Below are 16,980 nucleotides of genomic sequence, written 5' to 3'. Positions count from 1 at the left end.
TTTTAGAATGTACATTATAATAGATTTAATGAACATATTATCACAATACAACATATTAACTGTAAACCAATACCCCAATAGGTTTACCTGCCGCCTTAGGCAGGGGTTACATATTTTTTACACACATGCCCTCGCCATTCAACAGCCCATAGGAATGTATCTGCAGCTCTAATCTAAAACTAATTATTGTGATAGAATCGACAGAGAAAATTCTAGCCCGGATTGTAGCGAAAACAAACTAATGTACCAATGTGGTGATGTACCGATGTAATAATGGAACAGCCGGTTTTGAGTTTAATTTAAATTATATGTTTGTTGTAGCGAAAAGCCGGAAGCGAATTTGATGGCGTGAAAAATGTTGATGCTCCAAAAAAATTATTAATTCTTTAAATTAATACTCTGTCCAATCTTTTTTGCGGGTGAGTTTTAGGTCTTGTAAAACGCTTGCTTTTACGTTGATGTTAAAAATATAACTCTGACGCGAACCGAATGGTATCCATTTAAATCCCATTTCCCAGCAATGCAACTGACGATAGATATCGATGCTGGTGTAGGTGAAATCTTTTAATTGAAAATCGTATCCGGAGGTCAGCATTAATTTCCAATTTGGTGTTAAATTAACATCGCCTTGAAACGTAGCAGATTGTGTGGTATATAACGAATCTCTTCCTTCAAAAGTTGGTGTATTGGTAACGCGCAAATTATAACTTACACTAAAATTCCAGGGCACTTCAAAATCGATATATTCATTCGGATTATTCCACACCATTTCGCGCTCAGCTTCGGTGCCGGCGTTGGTGGCTAAATCGGGATTTGTTTTTCTTTTCGAATTAAAATCTGTGCTTAAACTTACATAACCGCCATTAAATCGGCCAATACGTTTGTTTACATTCCATTCAAATTGATTTAAATTCACACCACTGGTATCCAAAATATATGGATCAAAACTTCCGGAAAAATTAATACGCACATTTTTAAATAAGGTGGTATACGCACTAAATCCGATATCCGAAAAATTGAGTGAATCGGCCGCAATATTATATGAAGAACCAAAACTAAAACTTTCGAGAATTTTTATTTTTTTCTCGTGTTTAACCGAATCGCTTTTTGAATAAACTTTTATTTCGAGGGTATTACTGATATTTAATCCGATGCTTCCCACTTCTCCCCTTGCAGGGCCACCGTAAATACTTTGTTCAAATATGGAATATGGTGTAGGTTCTGTAGAAGTTGGCAGCGCATAATAATCGCCATAATAACCCCATTTGGGTGCACCAAAATCGGGACTGTAATTAAACGACAACGAAGGTGTCATTACATGACGAATTGCTTTTAATTTTCCGTTGAATTGTGCTGTTGAATATATTTTTGTATTGATACTCGCACTCATATTAAAATATCTTGCTGCGACAAAACCATTTACAGTATCAATATTTACATATTGCGTATAAGAAACGATACTATCTTCTCCTGTTGAGCTCAGCAAGGTATCATAAATAATTTCCGGGTCGAAATTTTTTCGGATGGATTCCAGATACCAGTTTTCGGTATAATTAAACGAAGGACTAAATGTAAAATATTTAAAAAATTTAACCGGAGCAGAGGTAGTCACTTTATGTTGCATTCCATTCGACATATTTTCGAATGTTGACGGCATTAATAATAATGAATCGGGGGCAGAAATTTGATTGCGGGTATTCACACTGTAACCAACTGAAAACTGACTTAAAAATCCTTCTTTATTAGTACTAATTTTTTTGAAAGGATAAATTCTGTTCATCGATAAACTGGCTTCAGGTGCAGTAATATTTACAATATTATCGGATGTATTTTGACTATGTCGCAACGCAACTGTTAAATTAAATGGTGAACCCGGAAATGATTTTGTGTACGACACTTGAATTCAACTGATTAGTTAAATAACTTGAGCTGTATGAGTTATTAGCAAGGTAATCGCTGGTTCCCAAATTTACACTTGCACCAAATGTGGTGTTTGGGCGCGCTTTCGCATCTTGTGTATGACTCCAGCGGACAAAAAAACCGGTATTTTCATAATAATCGGGTGCAAACGAAAATCCAACTTTATTTTTTGCATAATCGATTCCGAAATTTCCGCTGAATTTATAATTTAATTTATAGCGCGACGCAGCATGCAAACCCCAGCTACCTCTCGAATAAATATCGCCTGTTATTGAAAGGTCATAATAATCACTCAACGCAAAATAATATCCGCCATTGCGCAAAAAATAACCCTGATTAAAATTGTTTCCATAAGAAGGAATAATTAACCCTGATGTTTGTCCACGTTTAATCGGAAAAATGCCAAACGGTAAAAATAATGGTGTTGGCACATCCATAATAACAAGGTTCGCAGGACCGGTAACGGCAACTTCTTTCGGCATTACTTTGGCTTTTTCTGCTGCTATATAAAAATGCGGATGGTCCAAATCGCAGGTGGTATAACTCAAATGATCGCCGTAATAAGCATCGTTATCTAATTTCTTGGCCTGTTGCACTGCAATATATCCTTCCCCTTCCTGCGCCCGGAAATAATAAATTTTCCCTTTTTTAGTCCCGAAGTTATAACACATGTCTTCCGCATAAAATTCTTCCTCACCATCTCTAAAAAAAACTTTTTCACCTTTTTTCCCGGTGCTGTCAACCAATTGTTTTGCACAAATTGTTTTTGCCTCCCAGTCGAAGGTGATAAAATCGGCTTTCAGGTAAAATGTCTGATAAGAAATTTCCCCTTTGCATAAATATAGGTTTTGCCACTATCCAAATCGTAAACAATTGAATCAACGCCTTTATAATTTATGAGCGCATCCAATGCATCAGGTGCTAAATCGTACCATAAATTGTTGCCATTCAGCGTTATAGTATCGAGCGTTAATGAATCGACATTTATGAGCGTGTCAGGTTGAAGCAAATTTCCTGAATACACATCGGTTTGGTTAGACTGCTCATTAAAATATACAAAATTGTTACCGAATGCCTTTAAAAACATACAATTCACCAGTAGTGGTATCGTTAAAAGCAGAAATTTACGTGGCACAGGTAATTTTGGAATAATTTTAATACTTAAATGCGTGTTTACCTACAATTATTGTGCAAAGCTATTGAAATTATGAAACAAAGAACCAGCAGAACCAGTTTGCTCTTAGTATTTTTTGTGGTGACATTTATTGTTTTAACCTCGTTTAAAACAGGTGCATTAAAGCCGGAACCACCGCAACCATACCAATTAAAAACGGTAGTGATTGACGCAGGGCATGGTGGACACGACATTGGTTGCAGTGGAACCAAAAACAACGAAAAAACCGTTGCCCTCAATTTATCTTTAAAATTGGGTGCATTAATTGAAAAAAATTATCCTGACGTAAAAGTGGTTTACACGCGTAAAACGGATGTTTTTGTTGAATTATATGAGCGCGCCGCAATTGCCAACCGCAACAATGCCGATTTATTTATTTGTATTCACTGTAATGCCAATCCAAGCACTTCGCCTTCAGGAACAGAAACCTATGTAATGGGTTTGCATAAAACTGAAGCCAATTTAAATGTGGCAAAACGTGAAAACGAGGTAATTTTATTAGAGGACAACTATAACCAGCATTACGATGGTTTTGACCCTTCAAATCCTGCTTCGCATATCATTTTTTCGTTGAATCAACATGCGTTTATGGAGCAAAGTGTATTATTTGCCTCTAGCGTGGAAAAATATTTAAAAAGTCACGCCAAACGCAGCAGTCGCGGGGTAAAACAAGCCGGATTTCTGGTTTTATGGAAAACCGGTATGCCAAGTGTATTGATTGAAACCGGATTTTTGACCAATGCAAATGAAGAAAAATTCCTGGCTTCTGCCGATGGGCAAACTGCCATTGCCGAGAGTATTTTTTATGCTTTCCGCGATTATAAAAACGATATGGAAAACAATTCCGGTAAAGTAAGTGCAGAAAAAGTGACCGAAATTGAGGCAGCAATGGACAAAGAACCAACTGCAGAAACCAACCCGGTTACAAAGCCTGATGTAAATAACGGACTCACATTCAGTGTGCAGTTTTATGCCAGTGCAACGGAAGAAAAAATGAGCAAATTCAGCGCTTTGAGCGGAGAAAATGTAACTTTTGTAAAAGAAGGTGGCATGTATAAATATCGTATCGGGCCCTACAGTAGTTTGGATGCTGCGACTAAAAAACAAACACTGGCACGAGATTCGGGTTATAAAGATGCATTTGTTATCGCAATTAAGGACGGAAAACGTATCTCGATTGAGGAGGCAAAAGCACTTGCAGGTAAATAAGCAAACACCACTTGCAAACTATTTCATAATTTAGCACACTCAAAAGCATATCACTTGAAAATATCTAATGAATCGAAGGTAGGGATTTTGGCGGCTGTAGGTATAGCACTGCTCTTTATTGGCTTTAATTACCTTAAAGGCATAAATATTTTTCACAAGGGAACAGATTATTTTGTTGAATATAACAGTGCCGGCGGATTGCTGGTGGGTGACCCGATTATTATTGACGGATTTACCGTTGGTCGTGTAAAAGCTGTTGGACTGCAGGAAGACCAAAGTGGTGTAAATGTGGTGCTAAATTTTACTGAAAATGTAAAATTACCTGCCGATTCAGAAGCACGCATCAGAGGTAATTTGATGGGTGAAAAATATGTAGAGATTTTAATGGGTCATTCCACAGAAGTAGCTGCTCCGGATAGTAATTTGAAAGGAAGTATTGAAACTGATTTGGCAAATACCATTAGTGCCGAATTTAAACCGATTAGTGATAAGGTAAAAAGTATGTTGTCGCAAATGGATACTGCAATAACCGTTTTGCGCAATATTTTTACAGATGAAGTACAACAAGATTTACAAAAAAGCATGCAGAGCATTAAATTGACCTTAGAGTCGTTTAACAGATCGGCAGACCGAGTTAACTCAATTATTATTAATGAAGAAGGTGCAATTGATTCTATCATCAATGATGTTTCGGATATTACTGCTTATGTAAATGAAAGTGAAAATGATATTAAATCAATTTTATCTAATTTAAAATCAGTAACCGATTCATTAAATGCTGTTGAATGGCAGTCGCTGGCAAAAGAATTTGAACTTGCTGCACAAAATATTAATATTATCTCCCAAAAAATTAATGCCGGTGAAGGTAGTTTAGGCAAGTTGGTTAATGACGAAGAATTATATTTAGAACTCACACGTTCATTGCAAACACTGGATTCAGCAGTGGCTAAATTTGCAGAAGACCCTACCATCCGTTTAAAATTGTTTGGTAAATAGAAGTTAGGCAAAATGAAAATAAACAGCAACAGGTGGCTATGCACCGGTTTAATCATCATTTGTTGTTGGTTGACCGCACAACCTGTTATTGCCCAAACCCAGTCAGTAATAAAAGTAAAAAAAGATAGCAGCGAAATTCAAATTCGAAGTGCCGATTATCTTGAAATAATTCAAAAAAGGAATGTGAGCATTAACCGTTTGGTTAATAATGTAATTCTGGTGCAAAAAGATTTAACCCTGTATTGCGATAGTGCTTTATTATTTAAATCGGAAAACATTGCAAAAATTTACGGGCATGTACATTTAAATCAGGCTGATTCTATTCACGCTTATGGCGACTCTGCCATATATGATGGTAACACTAAAATAGCGCGGCTTTACAGCAATGCAAAAATTACCGATAAGTCGATGACGCTTACTACCGATAATTTAAGTTATGATTTAAATACAAAAATTGCAACTTATACTAATGGTGGAAAAGTTACTGATGGTGAAGCGGTATTAACCAGTGTGTATGGATATTATTATGCGTATACCAATGATGCGTATTTCAAAAAAGATGTCATATTAAAACATCCTGAATACGGATTGGAAGCAGATACTTTGCAATATAATACCGATTCTGAAATTGCCATTTTTCGCGGACCAACAAGAATTTTTAACAAAGAAAGTACTGTGTATTGCGAGAAGGGATATTACGAAACCAATAGCGGTATAGCAGTATTTCATCAAAATGCACATTTAGATAATCCACCACAGTCGCTTGACGCTGATAGTATTTATTATAACCGCAGCACTGGTATTGGAAAGGCATTTGGAAATATTATTTTTGAAGATACCGCACAACAGGTTTTGCAATACAGCAATTTTGCGGAATATGATGAAATAAATAAAGCCATATTTTCAACAGGTGGTTCAATTGCCGGTTATGTGATGGATGAGGATACTTTATTTATTGGGGGAGATACCATTCGCACCATACAGGACAGTTTGGGGCGCAAAACGATGCTGGTGTTTCACAATGTTAAAATATATAAAAGCGATTTGCAGGGAAGATGTGATTCGCTGAGTTATTCGGATATGGATTCGGTAATCAGAATGTATGGATTACCTGTTATGTGGAGCGATAGTTCTCAGTTTACGGCAGATACAGTAAATATGATTTTACGCAATAAAACACTGAGCGAAATTCAACTATTTAGCAATGGTTTTATTATTAACGAAGATGACAGTTTAATATACAATCAAATTAAAGGCAGAAATATTTTCGGGTATTTTACCAATGAAGATCTTACCAAAATAAAAGCCATCGGAAATGGTGAAAGTATTTATTTTGGGAAAGATGAAAAGGACAGGTATATTGGTGTAAATAAAATGTTTTGCAGCGAAATAATAATTCAGTTAAGCAATAAAAAGTTTCACAGAATTACATTTAAAAATGCACCCGACAGTGAGTTTCAACCCATGCAAAATGTAACACTTACTGATTATCAGTTAAAAAATTTCCTCTGGTTATATAATGAACGTCCTCAGTCAAAAGAAGATTTATTAAAAAATGATTTGCCTCAAATTGATTCCGATTCAAACCCGAGTGAGGATAAGTCGCTCCAGAAAGAAGGGTAAGATTTTTTCACTACCATTGGTTCTTCTATAATAATATTTTTGTGCTTTAAACTCAACGGTGCAAAACACATGGCCATACGATGATCTTCGTAGGTATGAATCGTTAAATCATTTCCGGCAACGGTTGCTCCGTTTAAAACCCAGGCCTCACCATCCGGTAAAAATGACACACCGAATTTTTGTAATTCCGTTTGCAAAGCTGCCGTGCGATCTGTTTCTTTTATTTTTAAACTTTCCAGTCCTGTAAATCTTGCAGGAACACCAAGTGCTGCGCAAGTAACCGCAACCGTTTGTGCAAGGTCGGGGCAATTACTGAAATCGTAAATTAATTCATCCACATAACTATCCACCTGACTAAGTACTAAAATATCATCTTCAAAATAGCTCACTACACCAAGCTGATTATAAATCTCCGGTAACACACTATCACCTTGCAAACTATCTTTAAATAAGCCACTTATTTTAATTTCAGCGCCTTTACTCAATGCACAAATACCATAAAAATAAGAAGCTGCACTCCAGTCGCTTTCTGCCTGCATCGGTTTACCAATATAATTACCTGTGTACACATGAATTGTGTTTCCATCCATTTTATATTGGATACCCAATTTTGCCATGGTGCGCAAGGTCATATTAATATAAGGAAAGGAACCAATTTTTCCTTCGAGATATAATTCCAGTCCGTTTTCCAAGACAGGACCAATCATTAATAAAGCAGAAATATATTGTGAACTCACATCCGCACGAATGGTAACTTTTCCGCCGGATAATTTTTTACCATTAATTTCAATTGGCGGGTAACCATCTTTTTCTTTGTATTGAATATCAGCTCCTAAATCGCGGAGTGCATCTACCAATAATTTAATTGGTCTCTGCTTCATTCTATCAGAACCGGTTAAAATATGTTGCTGATTTTTAATTGCAAAATAAGCAGTTAAAAATCGCATGGTAGTACCTGCTGCACCAACATCACAAATGGTATCATTACTGCTTAGCAGGCGCTTTAATGTTGTAGTATCATCCGATGGAGAGAGATTATCTATTTCAAATCCTTCCGGGCACAATGCCTGCATGATCAATAAACGGTTGCTGATACTTTTTGAACCTTCCAGTTTTATTGCACCCTGAATAGCTGATGGAACACTTTTAAAAATTAATTTCATTTGAGTTGGCAATAAAAATTTAATGATTCGGCAATTGCTGCGTCTGAGGCTTTTATATCAAAATCGCAGGTACCGATGGCACGCAATAAACTAAAGTTAATCGTATGATTACTATTTTTCTTATCTAGTTGCATCACTTCCATTAAAGCAGGAACAGGTATATTTTGGAGCGGATATTTTCCGAAATTTCTTATCAATACTTCAACTATTTCCTCGAGTGCTGTTTGGCTAAGTCCGTTTATTTTAAACGATAAATAGGCTTCACAAATCATACCGATGGCAATTGCTTCTCCGTGTAATAGCGGATTTGTGTCATGTTGCAGCGACCATGTTTCAATAGCATGGCCAATGGTATGACCAAAATTTAATATTTTTCGTAACCCACTTTCAAAAGGGTCAATTTTTACTACTTGATGTTTTATTTCAACAGAGTTGGCAATTACCGATAACCAGTCGGAGCAGGTAGCGTAATTTAAAACTTTAGTTGTATTCCAGTATTCGGCCTGATAAATTAATCCGTGTTTTAACACTTCACTAAAACCGGAGCGCAATTGATTTTGTGGTAATGTTGTCAAAAAATCGGATACAATAAAAACAGCTTTCGGATTTTGAAATAATCCGATGAGGTTTTTTACGCCATTAAAATCAATACCCAATTTACCACCAACTGATGCATCTACCTGTGATAATAATGTAGTCGGAATATTGATAAAATCGAATCCGCGTTTATACGTTCCGGCAACAAAACCGCCCATATCGCCAATAACACCGCCGCCTAAATTAATCAGCAGACTTTTTCTTTCAGCCTGATATTCAGTAAGTTGTTGCCACAAATAAGTACACGTTTGAATATTTTTCTCCGATTCACCGGATTTAATTTGTAGTAAAATATGCTGTGGCAAAAATGCTTGCAATTTCGGATAACAATATTGGGCTGTATTTTCATCACATAAAACAAAAATGCGTGAATATTGATGTTGCTGCAGCCAGCTTGTAAAAACGCCGTCCTTGTCCGGAAGGTTATTAATAAAAATGGTATAATTATCCGGAGAAATTTGCATCCTATCTTAATTTATCCAGCGACCATGCATCGGGGCGTTCGTTAAATAATAATTTAGTTTGTGCCCAGGTAGTTTTAAATAATTCAGAATTGCGATAATTGTCGAGTGAAACCACCGAATCCCAAATACTAATTGTAATAAAAATATTCGGTTGTAAAATATCACGTGTCAGATCCACGCCTTTACATCCCGGAAACGCTTCAATTTTGTGTTGCGCGTTGCCAAAAATTTGCATAAAATCGTTAGTCTTTTCGGGCAAAAAGGACATTTTCACAATGCGTATTATCATTCAAATTCAATTTGTATGGTGTTATCAAGATGTAATCCCAGGAGCTGGCTGGCATTGCCTTTATTAATAGCTATTTCCAGATTACCCGAGGAGTTGAACAAGCACAATCTTTCTCCTTCCGGTACATCGCTGTACGTTCCGGATATTTCGCGAAGTTCTTCATTTCTTTTGTAATTTATAACAAATTCACGTCCAGCACGTATTTTTTCGAATCGGTCTTTACTCACATTGGTGATCAAATTGCCGAAACGGTCGATGTACACGATACTTGCGCGCATCACAAAATTGTTATCAGGCGGCCGCAGGTAAGTTTTTGATTCAAGCGCGTTAAGAGCCGAACCCAACGATTGCAGGGTTTTCCCCTCCAATAACGCCGACGCAACATCACTCATGATATCTTTCGCTAAAAATGAACTTGGCCCATTTCCGACCATATTTACTGCTATAATTTGTTTTGGTAATTCCTCTGTCATAAGTGCAAATAAACCATTGTCCATACCAACAAAGTAATGATTTTGGTGTTCAATAACCACAACTTTGGTGTCGCTGCGGGTCTCTGCATGTACACTTACAAGGTGAATTGTTTTTGGAGGAAAGTGAATAAATGTATTTTTGAGAACGAAAGCAGCTTCCTGAATGTTAAAGGGAGTAATTTCATGGGTAATATCAACAAGTTGCGCATTTGGCACACGTGATAATATTTTACCTTTAATGATAGCCACGTAGTAATCCTTATTACCTAAGTCGGACGTGAGGGTTACAATTGGCATAATTCGGTTAAAAAATAAGCGGGTTAATTCAAAAAAATTAAATTTGCATTGAACGACACAAAATTATAAGAAAAATTGATTGAAATAACTATTCCTTTAGACGGCGTAAGGCCGATTGACTTCTACGGTATACATAATGCCCGGTTGGGAATCATAAAAAAAACCTTTCCATATCTCAATATCTCCGGTCGCGGAAGCGAATTAAAGGTGAGAGGCAATGAAAAAGATATTGATGATTTTAAAGCAAAAATCGACAAAGTTCTAATTCACCTCGAACGTTTTGGCAGTATTAGTGACGCCAATTTGCAGAGTATATTATTTGGTGTTGCAGAAGAGGAGTTGGTAGATGTTCCTGAATTACCCGATGATGCAATTGTGCATGGTCAAAATGGATTTTTGGTAAGAGCCAGAACGCCAAATCAGAAAAAAATGGTCGCGTTAGCCAACGAAAATGATATTGTTTTTGCAATAGGACCTGCGGGAACGGGAAAAACGTATACTGCAGTTGCACTTGCTGTTCGCGCCTTAAAAGATAAAGTGGTAAAACGTATCATCTTAACCCGGCCTGCTGTTGAAGCAGGTGAAAACCTGGGATTTTTACCCGGCGATTTAAAAGAAAAAATCGACCCTTACCTGCGACCATTATATGATGCATTGGATGATATGCTGCCAATGGAAAAACTGAATTTATACATGCAGAACCGTGTAATTGAAATTGCACCTTTGGCATTTATGCGCGGTAGAACATTGGATCATGCATTTATTATTTTAGATGAGGCACAAAATGCAACAGATGCTCAAATAAAAATGTTTTTAACACGTATCGGTCCAAGTGCAAAATGTATTATTACCGGCGATTTAACACAAATTGATTTACCAAGAAATCAATCTTCAGGGTTATATACCTCGTTGCGTATATTAAAAGATATTGATGGCATTGGTACAATTTTCTTAAATGAAAATGATGTTGTTCGTCACCGATTGGTGAAACAAATTATCAAAGCATACGATAAAGAAAAATCAAGGATGGAAAATCGCGCAGACGGTGATCATCAAGGTTCATAACCTGTAGGCAACAATCCGTATTGTTTCCATTCATCAACAGGTATAGGTAATTCTTTAATTAAACCGTGCGATATATCCAGCACCCAGCCATGCAATTTCGGATATTCATTTTTTCGGAAGGCATCGTGCATTACTGATGTTTTGCATAATTGTCGCAATTGCCTGATAACATTTAATTCGCTCAGTTTATTTAATCTTTCTTTTAAATCAGGAATGGCGTCCAATTCCTTTTTATTTTCCATGGCGATATCACGAATATTCATGGTCCAGTTTTCAACCATGTTTAACGTGGTTCCGGTATAGGCAGCTTCTACCCCACCGCAACCATAATGACCGCAAACAATTATGTGCTGAACTTTTAATGTTTTAACAGAAAATTCTAAAACAGTTAACAAATTCATATCATTCAAAAACACCTGGTTGGCAACATTACGATGGATAAAGATTTGTCCGGGAATTGAACCCGTAAACACGTCAATAGGCAAACGGCTATCGCTGCAACCGATATATAAAAACGGGGGTTGCTGGCCTTGCGACAACATTTCGAAATATTGAGGGTCTGTAGCCAGCTTTTCTTCTACCCAATTTGCATTGTTTTTTAATAATTGCTGATATGTTGCTGAATCGCTCATAGTGTTCAAAGATATATTACGAATTCAAAACTTCCTACTCAAACAACTTTTTTTTAATCCGGTTCATTTCCGATTGTATCGCCTTACTTTGTTCATCAGGTCTTTTTTCCAGTTGATCAATTACCAGATTAAAATTATGTGCATCTCTGTTCTGACTGAGTTTTTCTTTGGCATCTATTTTATCAATTTGAATTTCAAATGCCACCAAAGCTTTTAAATGATTATCCAGATATTGAGCATCAAGATGTTGCATAGAAAAAGGTTTTTCAGAAAATTGTTCATGCCGGTCTACCAAATCAGTTAAAAGCGAAATTGTTTCTGCCCGGTCCAAAATTCTTGGCTTACCATATACATGAATGGCAATATAATTCCATGTTGGAACATTAACATGATTGTACCACGAAGAGCTGATATAGGTATGCGGACCATTAAAAATCACCATCACATTTCCTGCATCCGCAAAATTTTTCCATTGCGGATTGGCTTTTGCAATATGTGTGCGCAGCACAGTTACACCATCCGGTTTTACAAACAACTCAACAGGTGTATGTGTTGCGATAATACCATCGTTATTATTGCTGATTATAATTGCGAAAGGGTTTTCCCGAATAAATCGAAAAATTTCTTCCTGATTATTAATCTTGTTAATTTTTGGAATATACATGAAGTAAAATAATTATAAATATCGTTCCCTAATAATATTTAAGTGGTGTAACTCATGCCCTGCAATTACATACGCCAAAGCATTACATGAAACGGTATTATTATTTGCCGTGCCAAGTTCAGCTAAAATAGTATCATTAAAACTCCGAAGCATATAAATTGTTCCTGCACGAACAGCAACAAATTCGCGTATCATATCAATAAAATCGCGTTCATTAACATTAGCATTTGTTACATAATCATTTTCTTCAAATCCGGGTAACGCAGTTTTATCTTTTCTTCCAATACATAAGGCCCTGTAACACATTATTCTTTCACAATCAATTAAATGTTGCAGCACTTCTTTTATCGACCATTTGCCTTCTGCATAACGGTATTCAATTTTTTCAGGACTTAACTCCGCTAAAAATGCAGCTGTAGCATCAATCTGATTGCGTAAAATTTCAATCAAGTCGCCATCTTGAACTAATTTTATATAGTTAATTTGATAAGGAATATATTCTCCGGCTACGGGTTTTTTCCAATTCAGCATAATGATATTTTTTGCAAAATTGATAAACTTAAACAGCGATTACAAATTATACCACGAATAACATCTCCCCCAAAAAAGGCTGTTAACATATTTATTTTTTTTGCAATTGACAATAATGTGTAGCACTTGTTTATATATTTCCATCACTTATTGAATTACCTGATGAAAGGGGATAACATTTCAATAATTATTTTATTTTTACCCTAAACAACACATTATGAGCAATTTCTCCAAAAAAATGCGTTATGCCTTTGATAACACCATGAGCAAAGGCCCTGTGGCGCTGATTATATGGTTAGCAATCATATCCATACTGGTAATTATAGTTGCAGCTATCGTATTAATGATAACCGGTATTAATCAGCCTGAAGAATCGGGCTTATCTTTCCTGGAAGCGGCTTGGCAAAGTTTAATGCGCACTTTGGATGCAGGAACAATGGGTGGCGATGCAGGATGGGGATTTCGAATCATCATGTTGCTGGTTACTATTGGGGGTATTTTTATTGTGAGTACTTTAATTGGGGTATTATCGAGCGGGATAGAGGGAAAACTGGATGAATTGCGCAAAGGTCGCAGTGAAGTAATGGAAGAAGATTTTACACTGATTTTAGGATGGAGTTCAAAAGTATTTACCATAATCAGCGAATTAGTTGCCGCAAATGAAAATCAGAAAAAACCACGTATTGTAATTTTATCCAGCAACGATAAAGTGGAAATGGAAGATGACATTAAAACGAATGTTCCTGACACAAAAAATACAAAAGTAATTTGCAGAAGCGGTGATACAACAAACCCTGTTGATCTTCAAATTGTAAATCCCAAAAATGCAAAATCTATAATAATTTTAGGAAAAGATGCTCACGAAAGCGATTTTGAAATAATTAAAACAATTCTTGCCATTACCAACAACCCCGACCGTAAAACGGAGCCTTATCATATTGTTGCAGAAATGCGTGAAACGCAAAATTTTGATGTTGCACGTATGATTGCAAAAGATGAGGCTGAATTAATATTAACGGATGATATTGTAGCGAGAATAATGGTTCAAACCTCACGCCAAAGCGGGTTAAGTGTTGTATATACTGAATTAATGGATTATGGTGGGGATGAAATTTATTACAAAAACGAACCAAAACTAGCCGGAAAAACATATGCAGAAATTCTGAATATGTATGACTCCAGTTGTGTGATTGGTTTGCAACAAAATGCAATCAGCAGAATTAATCCACCAATGGATACATTAATTTCCAACAGTGATGCAATAATTGTAATTAGTGCAGATGACGACACTATTGTTTTAAATAATAAATCAACAGTAGACATACATGCGAATGTAATCAACAAAAACAAACCGTTGATAGAAAAAAAGGTGGAACGTATCATTTTATTAGGATGGAACCGAAGAGTAATTCGTGTAATAAAAGAATTAAATAATTATGTAGGTAAAGGCTCCGTTATTCATGTTGTTGCCAATCAGGAAATTCCTGCTGAATTGCAAAAAGAAAATATTACAGCATTCGAAAATATTAAAATTGACTATACGCATGCCGAAACCAGTGATAGAAATGTGCTGGAACAGTTAAATGTATTTAACGCCGATTATGTAATGCTGTTTAGTTATGAATTAGATAACGATATTCAGCGCAGTGATTCAATTACCCTTATCACCTTATTACATTTACGCGATATGAGTGAAAAAGCAGGTAAAGATTTAAATTTGGTGAGTGAAATGTTGGATCTTAAAAACCGTGAACTGGCTGAAGTAACTAATGCCGATGATTTTATTGTAAGCGATAAAATGTTAAGTTTATTAATTACACAAGTAAGTGAAAACAAACATTTAATGCGTGTTTTTGAAGATATTCTGGATGAAGATGGCAGTGAAATTTACATGAAGCCGATAACGGATTATGTAAGTGTTCAACAGCCGGTAAACTTCTATACCCTTGTACAATCAGGCATTGAAAAAGGCCAAACCGTAATTGGTTACCGCCGTATGGTAAATGAACACAACGCCGCAGAAGCCTATGGTATTAAACTCAACCCCGAAAAACAGGTTATGATACAATTTTCAGCAGAAGACAAATTAATTGTGTTGGCAGATGATTAAATTTGCTGCCAATTATGAAAAAGGTATTGGAATCGGTAAAAAATGCCCTTGATGATACAGGGGCTTTATTTGGCGAAGGTTTGCAATCAGCAACTGACCTGCTGAAAGAAACCCTCAGTAATTTTTACGATGTAAAGAATCTGACTACAGAAAAATTAGCCGTTATTGCTAACGACCTTATTGCCCTTTCTCCGATTATAGAAAAAACCGGTTATCGGACCAAAGAGATTAACATTGGGGTTAGTTTACCACCAAAAATTATTTTTCATTTTGAAAAATTTGCAGATATCTCAAAAGAGGAAATTGCGGAAATATTAAAGGCTAACGATGATAAAACAATATTAAAAGTAATTGTCGGTACTTTAACCACTGCAGATGAATTTCAAAGTAAGCTCACCCTCGGCAATTTTAAATTCAGTGAAATTGATATCGAAGTAGGTGTTCCTCCACAGGTAAATGTTAAATTAATGAACGTTCCGGCCAGTTAAACTGTTTATCAACAACAATTATGGATGCTCAAGCACTAATAACCAGATTAACGGTATCGGCTATTGCCTATTTTGTCGGCGATATTTTAATACACAGTGCCGTAAAAGCTGCCTTTAAAAAGCAAGCGAAAAAAGCTATAAAAATTTACTGGCGTATTAATCTCGCAATATTTATTATTGCTTCTTTAGGATTTGTATTACTGCAATATATGCATCCAACAATGGCCAGAATTAATTTATGGTTTTTTGGCATTTTTGTTTCATTGCTGTTCACTAAAATTATCGTTGCCATTATTTTATTTTTTCTGGAAGATATTTATCGTGTCCCTTACAGTTTATTTACCATCAGAAAACGTAGAAAAGAATATTTGGATAAAAGAATATTAATCAGCAGAAGAACCTTTATTTCGCGATTGGCATTTTTAGCGGGCTCCATACCTTTTGCAGGCTTTGCTTATGGCATTTTTAAAGGCCGTTATAATTTTACAGTACATAAACAGGAAATTGCCTTCTCTGATTTACCTGCCGCATTCGATGGATTTAAAATTACACAAATCAGCGACCTGCATATCGGTTCATGGGATAAATCGGCTGCACATCAGTTGTCTTATTTAGTTGAATTAATTCAGGATTTAAAATCAGATGTCATTTTTTTTACCGGCGATATTGTAAACAGTAGAGCAGATGAAATGGACGGCTGGTACGAAACATTTAAAAAAATAAATGCGCCGCATGGTGTAATCTCCATTTTAGGCAATCATGATTATGGCGATTATATCAAATGGAAAACACCGGAAGAAAGAGAACAAAATTTAATTAATGTAAAAAATATTCATCCGCAACTTGGTTATAATTTATTATTAAATCAAAATACCAGCATCGAAAAAAACGGTGAAAAAATATATATCATTGGTGTAGAAAATTGGGGGAAAGGCGATTTTCCAAAAATTGGCGACCTCGACATTGCATCCAAAGGGGTTGATGAAAACAGCTTCCGTATTTTATTATCGCACGACCCTTCGCACTGGGATGCAAAGGTGTTGCAAAAAAATAAACCGCCTCAGCTTACATTGAGCGGACATACACATGGTTTCCAAATGGGAATTGAAACACCGGCGATCCGTTTTTCGCCATCACAGTTTATTTACGACCAATGGGCAGGGTTATATCAAAAGGATGAAACCTATATTTATGTTAATCGCGGATTAGGAACGGTAGGTTATCCGGGACGTATCGGCATTTGGCCGGAGGTGACTCAAATTGTACTTCGAAAAAAATAAATTAT

17 protein-coding genes are annotated in these 16,980 nt (G+C 36.1%); 7 read left to right on the top strand and 10 right to left on the bottom strand.

The window, feature by feature from the left end; all coding sequences use genetic code 11:
* Window positions 1–391 precede the first annotated feature (391 nt).
* The 3 genes from IPI65_13315 to IPI65_13305 are packed head-to-tail and all read right to left on the bottom strand — an operon-like array spanning window position 392 to window position 3,055.
* Complete coding sequence (locus tag IPI65_13315) at window positions 392–1,897, bottom strand: hypothetical protein (protein MBK7442492.1); 1,506 nt, start codon at window positions 1,895–1,897, stop codon at window positions 392–394.
* Window positions 1,860–2,666: an LPS-assembly protein LptD gene (locus tag IPI65_13310; protein MBK7442491.1), complete on the bottom strand. Its 807-nt coding sequence runs from the start codon at window positions 2,664–2,666 to the stop codon at window positions 1,860–1,862. The genes IPI65_13315 and IPI65_13310 overlap by 38 nt, the downstream gene beginning before the upstream one ends.
* A gap of 53 nt (window positions 2,667–2,719) precedes the next feature.
* Window positions 2,720–3,055 (bottom strand): hypothetical protein, encoded by a 336-nt coding sequence (locus IPI65_13305; protein MBK7442490.1) that lies wholly within the window; start codon window positions 3,053–3,055, stop codon window positions 2,720–2,722.
* A gap of 72 nt (window positions 3,056–3,127) precedes the next feature.
* Between IPI65_13305 and IPI65_13300 the strand changes: the two genes are divergently transcribed.
* From IPI65_13300 to IPI65_13290, 3 genes are read left to right on the top strand one after another with little or no spacing between them, the layout of a single operon-like run.
* Window positions 3,128–4,303 (top strand): N-acetylmuramoyl-L-alanine amidase, encoded by a 1,176-nt coding sequence (locus IPI65_13300; protein ID MBK7442489.1) that lies wholly within the window; start codon window positions 3,128–3,130, stop codon window positions 4,301–4,303.
* Between the two features lie 54 nt (window positions 4,304–4,357).
* Window positions 4,358–5,299, top strand: coding sequence for an MCE family protein (locus tag IPI65_13295; GenBank protein MBK7442488.1), 942 nt, complete (start codon window positions 4,358–4,360; stop codon window positions 5,297–5,299).
* Window positions 5,300–5,311: 12 nt separating this feature from the next.
* Complete coding sequence (locus IPI65_13290) at window positions 5,312–6,922, top strand: hypothetical protein (protein ID MBK7442487.1); 1,611 nt, start codon at window positions 5,312–5,314, stop codon at window positions 6,920–6,922.
* Here the strand turns inward: IPI65_13290 and IPI65_13285 are convergent.
* The 4 genes from IPI65_13285 to IPI65_13270 are packed head-to-tail and all read right to left on the bottom strand — an operon-like array spanning window position 6,865 to window position 10,205.
* A complete protein-coding gene (locus IPI65_13285) occupies window positions 6,865–8,085 on the bottom strand; it encodes a 3-phosphoshikimate 1-carboxyvinyltransferase (protein MBK7442486.1) in 1,221 nt (406 codons plus the stop codon). The genes IPI65_13290 and IPI65_13285 overlap by 58 nt on opposite strands.
* Entirely contained in the window at window positions 8,082–9,146 is a 1,065-nt protein-coding gene (gene aroB / locus IPI65_13280; protein MBK7442485.1) for a 3-dehydroquinate synthase, read from the bottom strand. Before aroB ends, IPI65_13285 begins: the two co-directional genes overlap by 4 nt.
* Before the next feature lies 1 nt (window position 9,147).
* Window positions 9,148–9,435: an antibiotic biosynthesis monooxygenase gene (locus IPI65_13275; protein ID MBK7442484.1), complete on the bottom strand. Its 288-nt coding sequence runs from the start codon at window positions 9,433–9,435 to the stop codon at window positions 9,148–9,150.
* A complete protein-coding gene (locus IPI65_13270) occupies window positions 9,432–10,205 on the bottom strand; it encodes an SAM-dependent chlorinase/fluorinase (protein ID MBK7442483.1) in 774 nt (257 codons plus the stop codon). Before IPI65_13270 ends, IPI65_13275 begins: the two co-directional genes overlap by 4 nt.
* A 75-nt stretch (window positions 10,206–10,280) precedes the next feature.
* Here IPI65_13270 and IPI65_13265 point away from each other — a divergent pair, with 75 nt between their 5' ends.
* The gene (locus IPI65_13265) at window positions 10,281–11,270 is read left to right on the top strand and encodes a PhoH family protein (protein MBK7442482.1); all 990 of its coding nucleotides are present in this window, start codon (window positions 10,281–10,283) and stop codon (window positions 11,268–11,270) included.
* On the opposite strand, the gene IPI65_13260 is transcribed toward IPI65_13265, so the two are convergent.
* From IPI65_13260 to IPI65_13250, 3 genes are read right to left on the bottom strand one after another with little or no spacing between them, the layout of a single operon-like run.
* Window positions 11,258–11,902, bottom strand: a complete 645-nt coding sequence (locus tag IPI65_13260) for a carbonic anhydrase (GenBank protein MBK7442481.1) — start codon at window positions 11,900–11,902, stop codon at window positions 11,258–11,260. The two genes, IPI65_13265 and IPI65_13260, sit on opposite strands and share 13 nt — an antisense overlap.
* 34 nt (window positions 11,903–11,936) lie before the next feature.
* Complete coding sequence (locus IPI65_13255) at window positions 11,937–12,566, bottom strand: FMN-binding negative transcriptional regulator (protein MBK7442480.1); 630 nt, start codon at window positions 12,564–12,566, stop codon at window positions 11,937–11,939.
* Between the two features lie 12 nt (window positions 12,567–12,578).
* A complete protein-coding gene (locus IPI65_13250) occupies window positions 12,579–13,097 on the bottom strand; it encodes a DinB family protein (protein MBK7442479.1) in 519 nt (172 codons plus the stop codon).
* Window positions 13,098–13,314: 217 nt separating this feature from the next.
* Between IPI65_13250 and IPI65_13245 the strand changes: the two genes are divergently transcribed.
* Genes IPI65_13245 through IPI65_13235 form a run of 3 tightly spaced genes read left to right on the top strand, consistent with a single transcriptional unit; the run spans window position 13,315 to window position 16,975 of the window.
* The gene (locus IPI65_13245) at window positions 13,315–15,207 is read left to right on the top strand and encodes an NAD-binding protein (protein MBK7442478.1); all 1,893 of its coding nucleotides are present in this window, start codon (window positions 13,315–13,317) and stop codon (window positions 15,205–15,207) included.
* A 14-nt stretch (window positions 15,208–15,221) separates the two neighbouring features.
* Window positions 15,222–15,695, top strand: coding sequence for a hypothetical protein (locus IPI65_13240; GenBank protein ID MBK7442477.1), 474 nt, complete (start codon window positions 15,222–15,224; stop codon window positions 15,693–15,695).
* A 20-nt stretch (window positions 15,696–15,715) separates the two neighbouring features.
* Window positions 15,716–16,975, top strand: a complete 1,260-nt coding sequence (locus IPI65_13235) for a metallophosphoesterase (GenBank protein ID MBK7442476.1) — start codon at window positions 15,716–15,718, stop codon at window positions 16,973–16,975.
* Window positions 16,976–16,980: the final 5 nt, after the last annotated feature.

This window comes from Bacteroidota bacterium, from assembly GCA_016706255.1.
Lineage (GTDB): Bacteria > Bacteroidota > Bacteroidia > Chitinophagales > BACL12 > UBA7236.
This window is presented reverse-complemented; position numbering and strand designations above follow the sequence as displayed.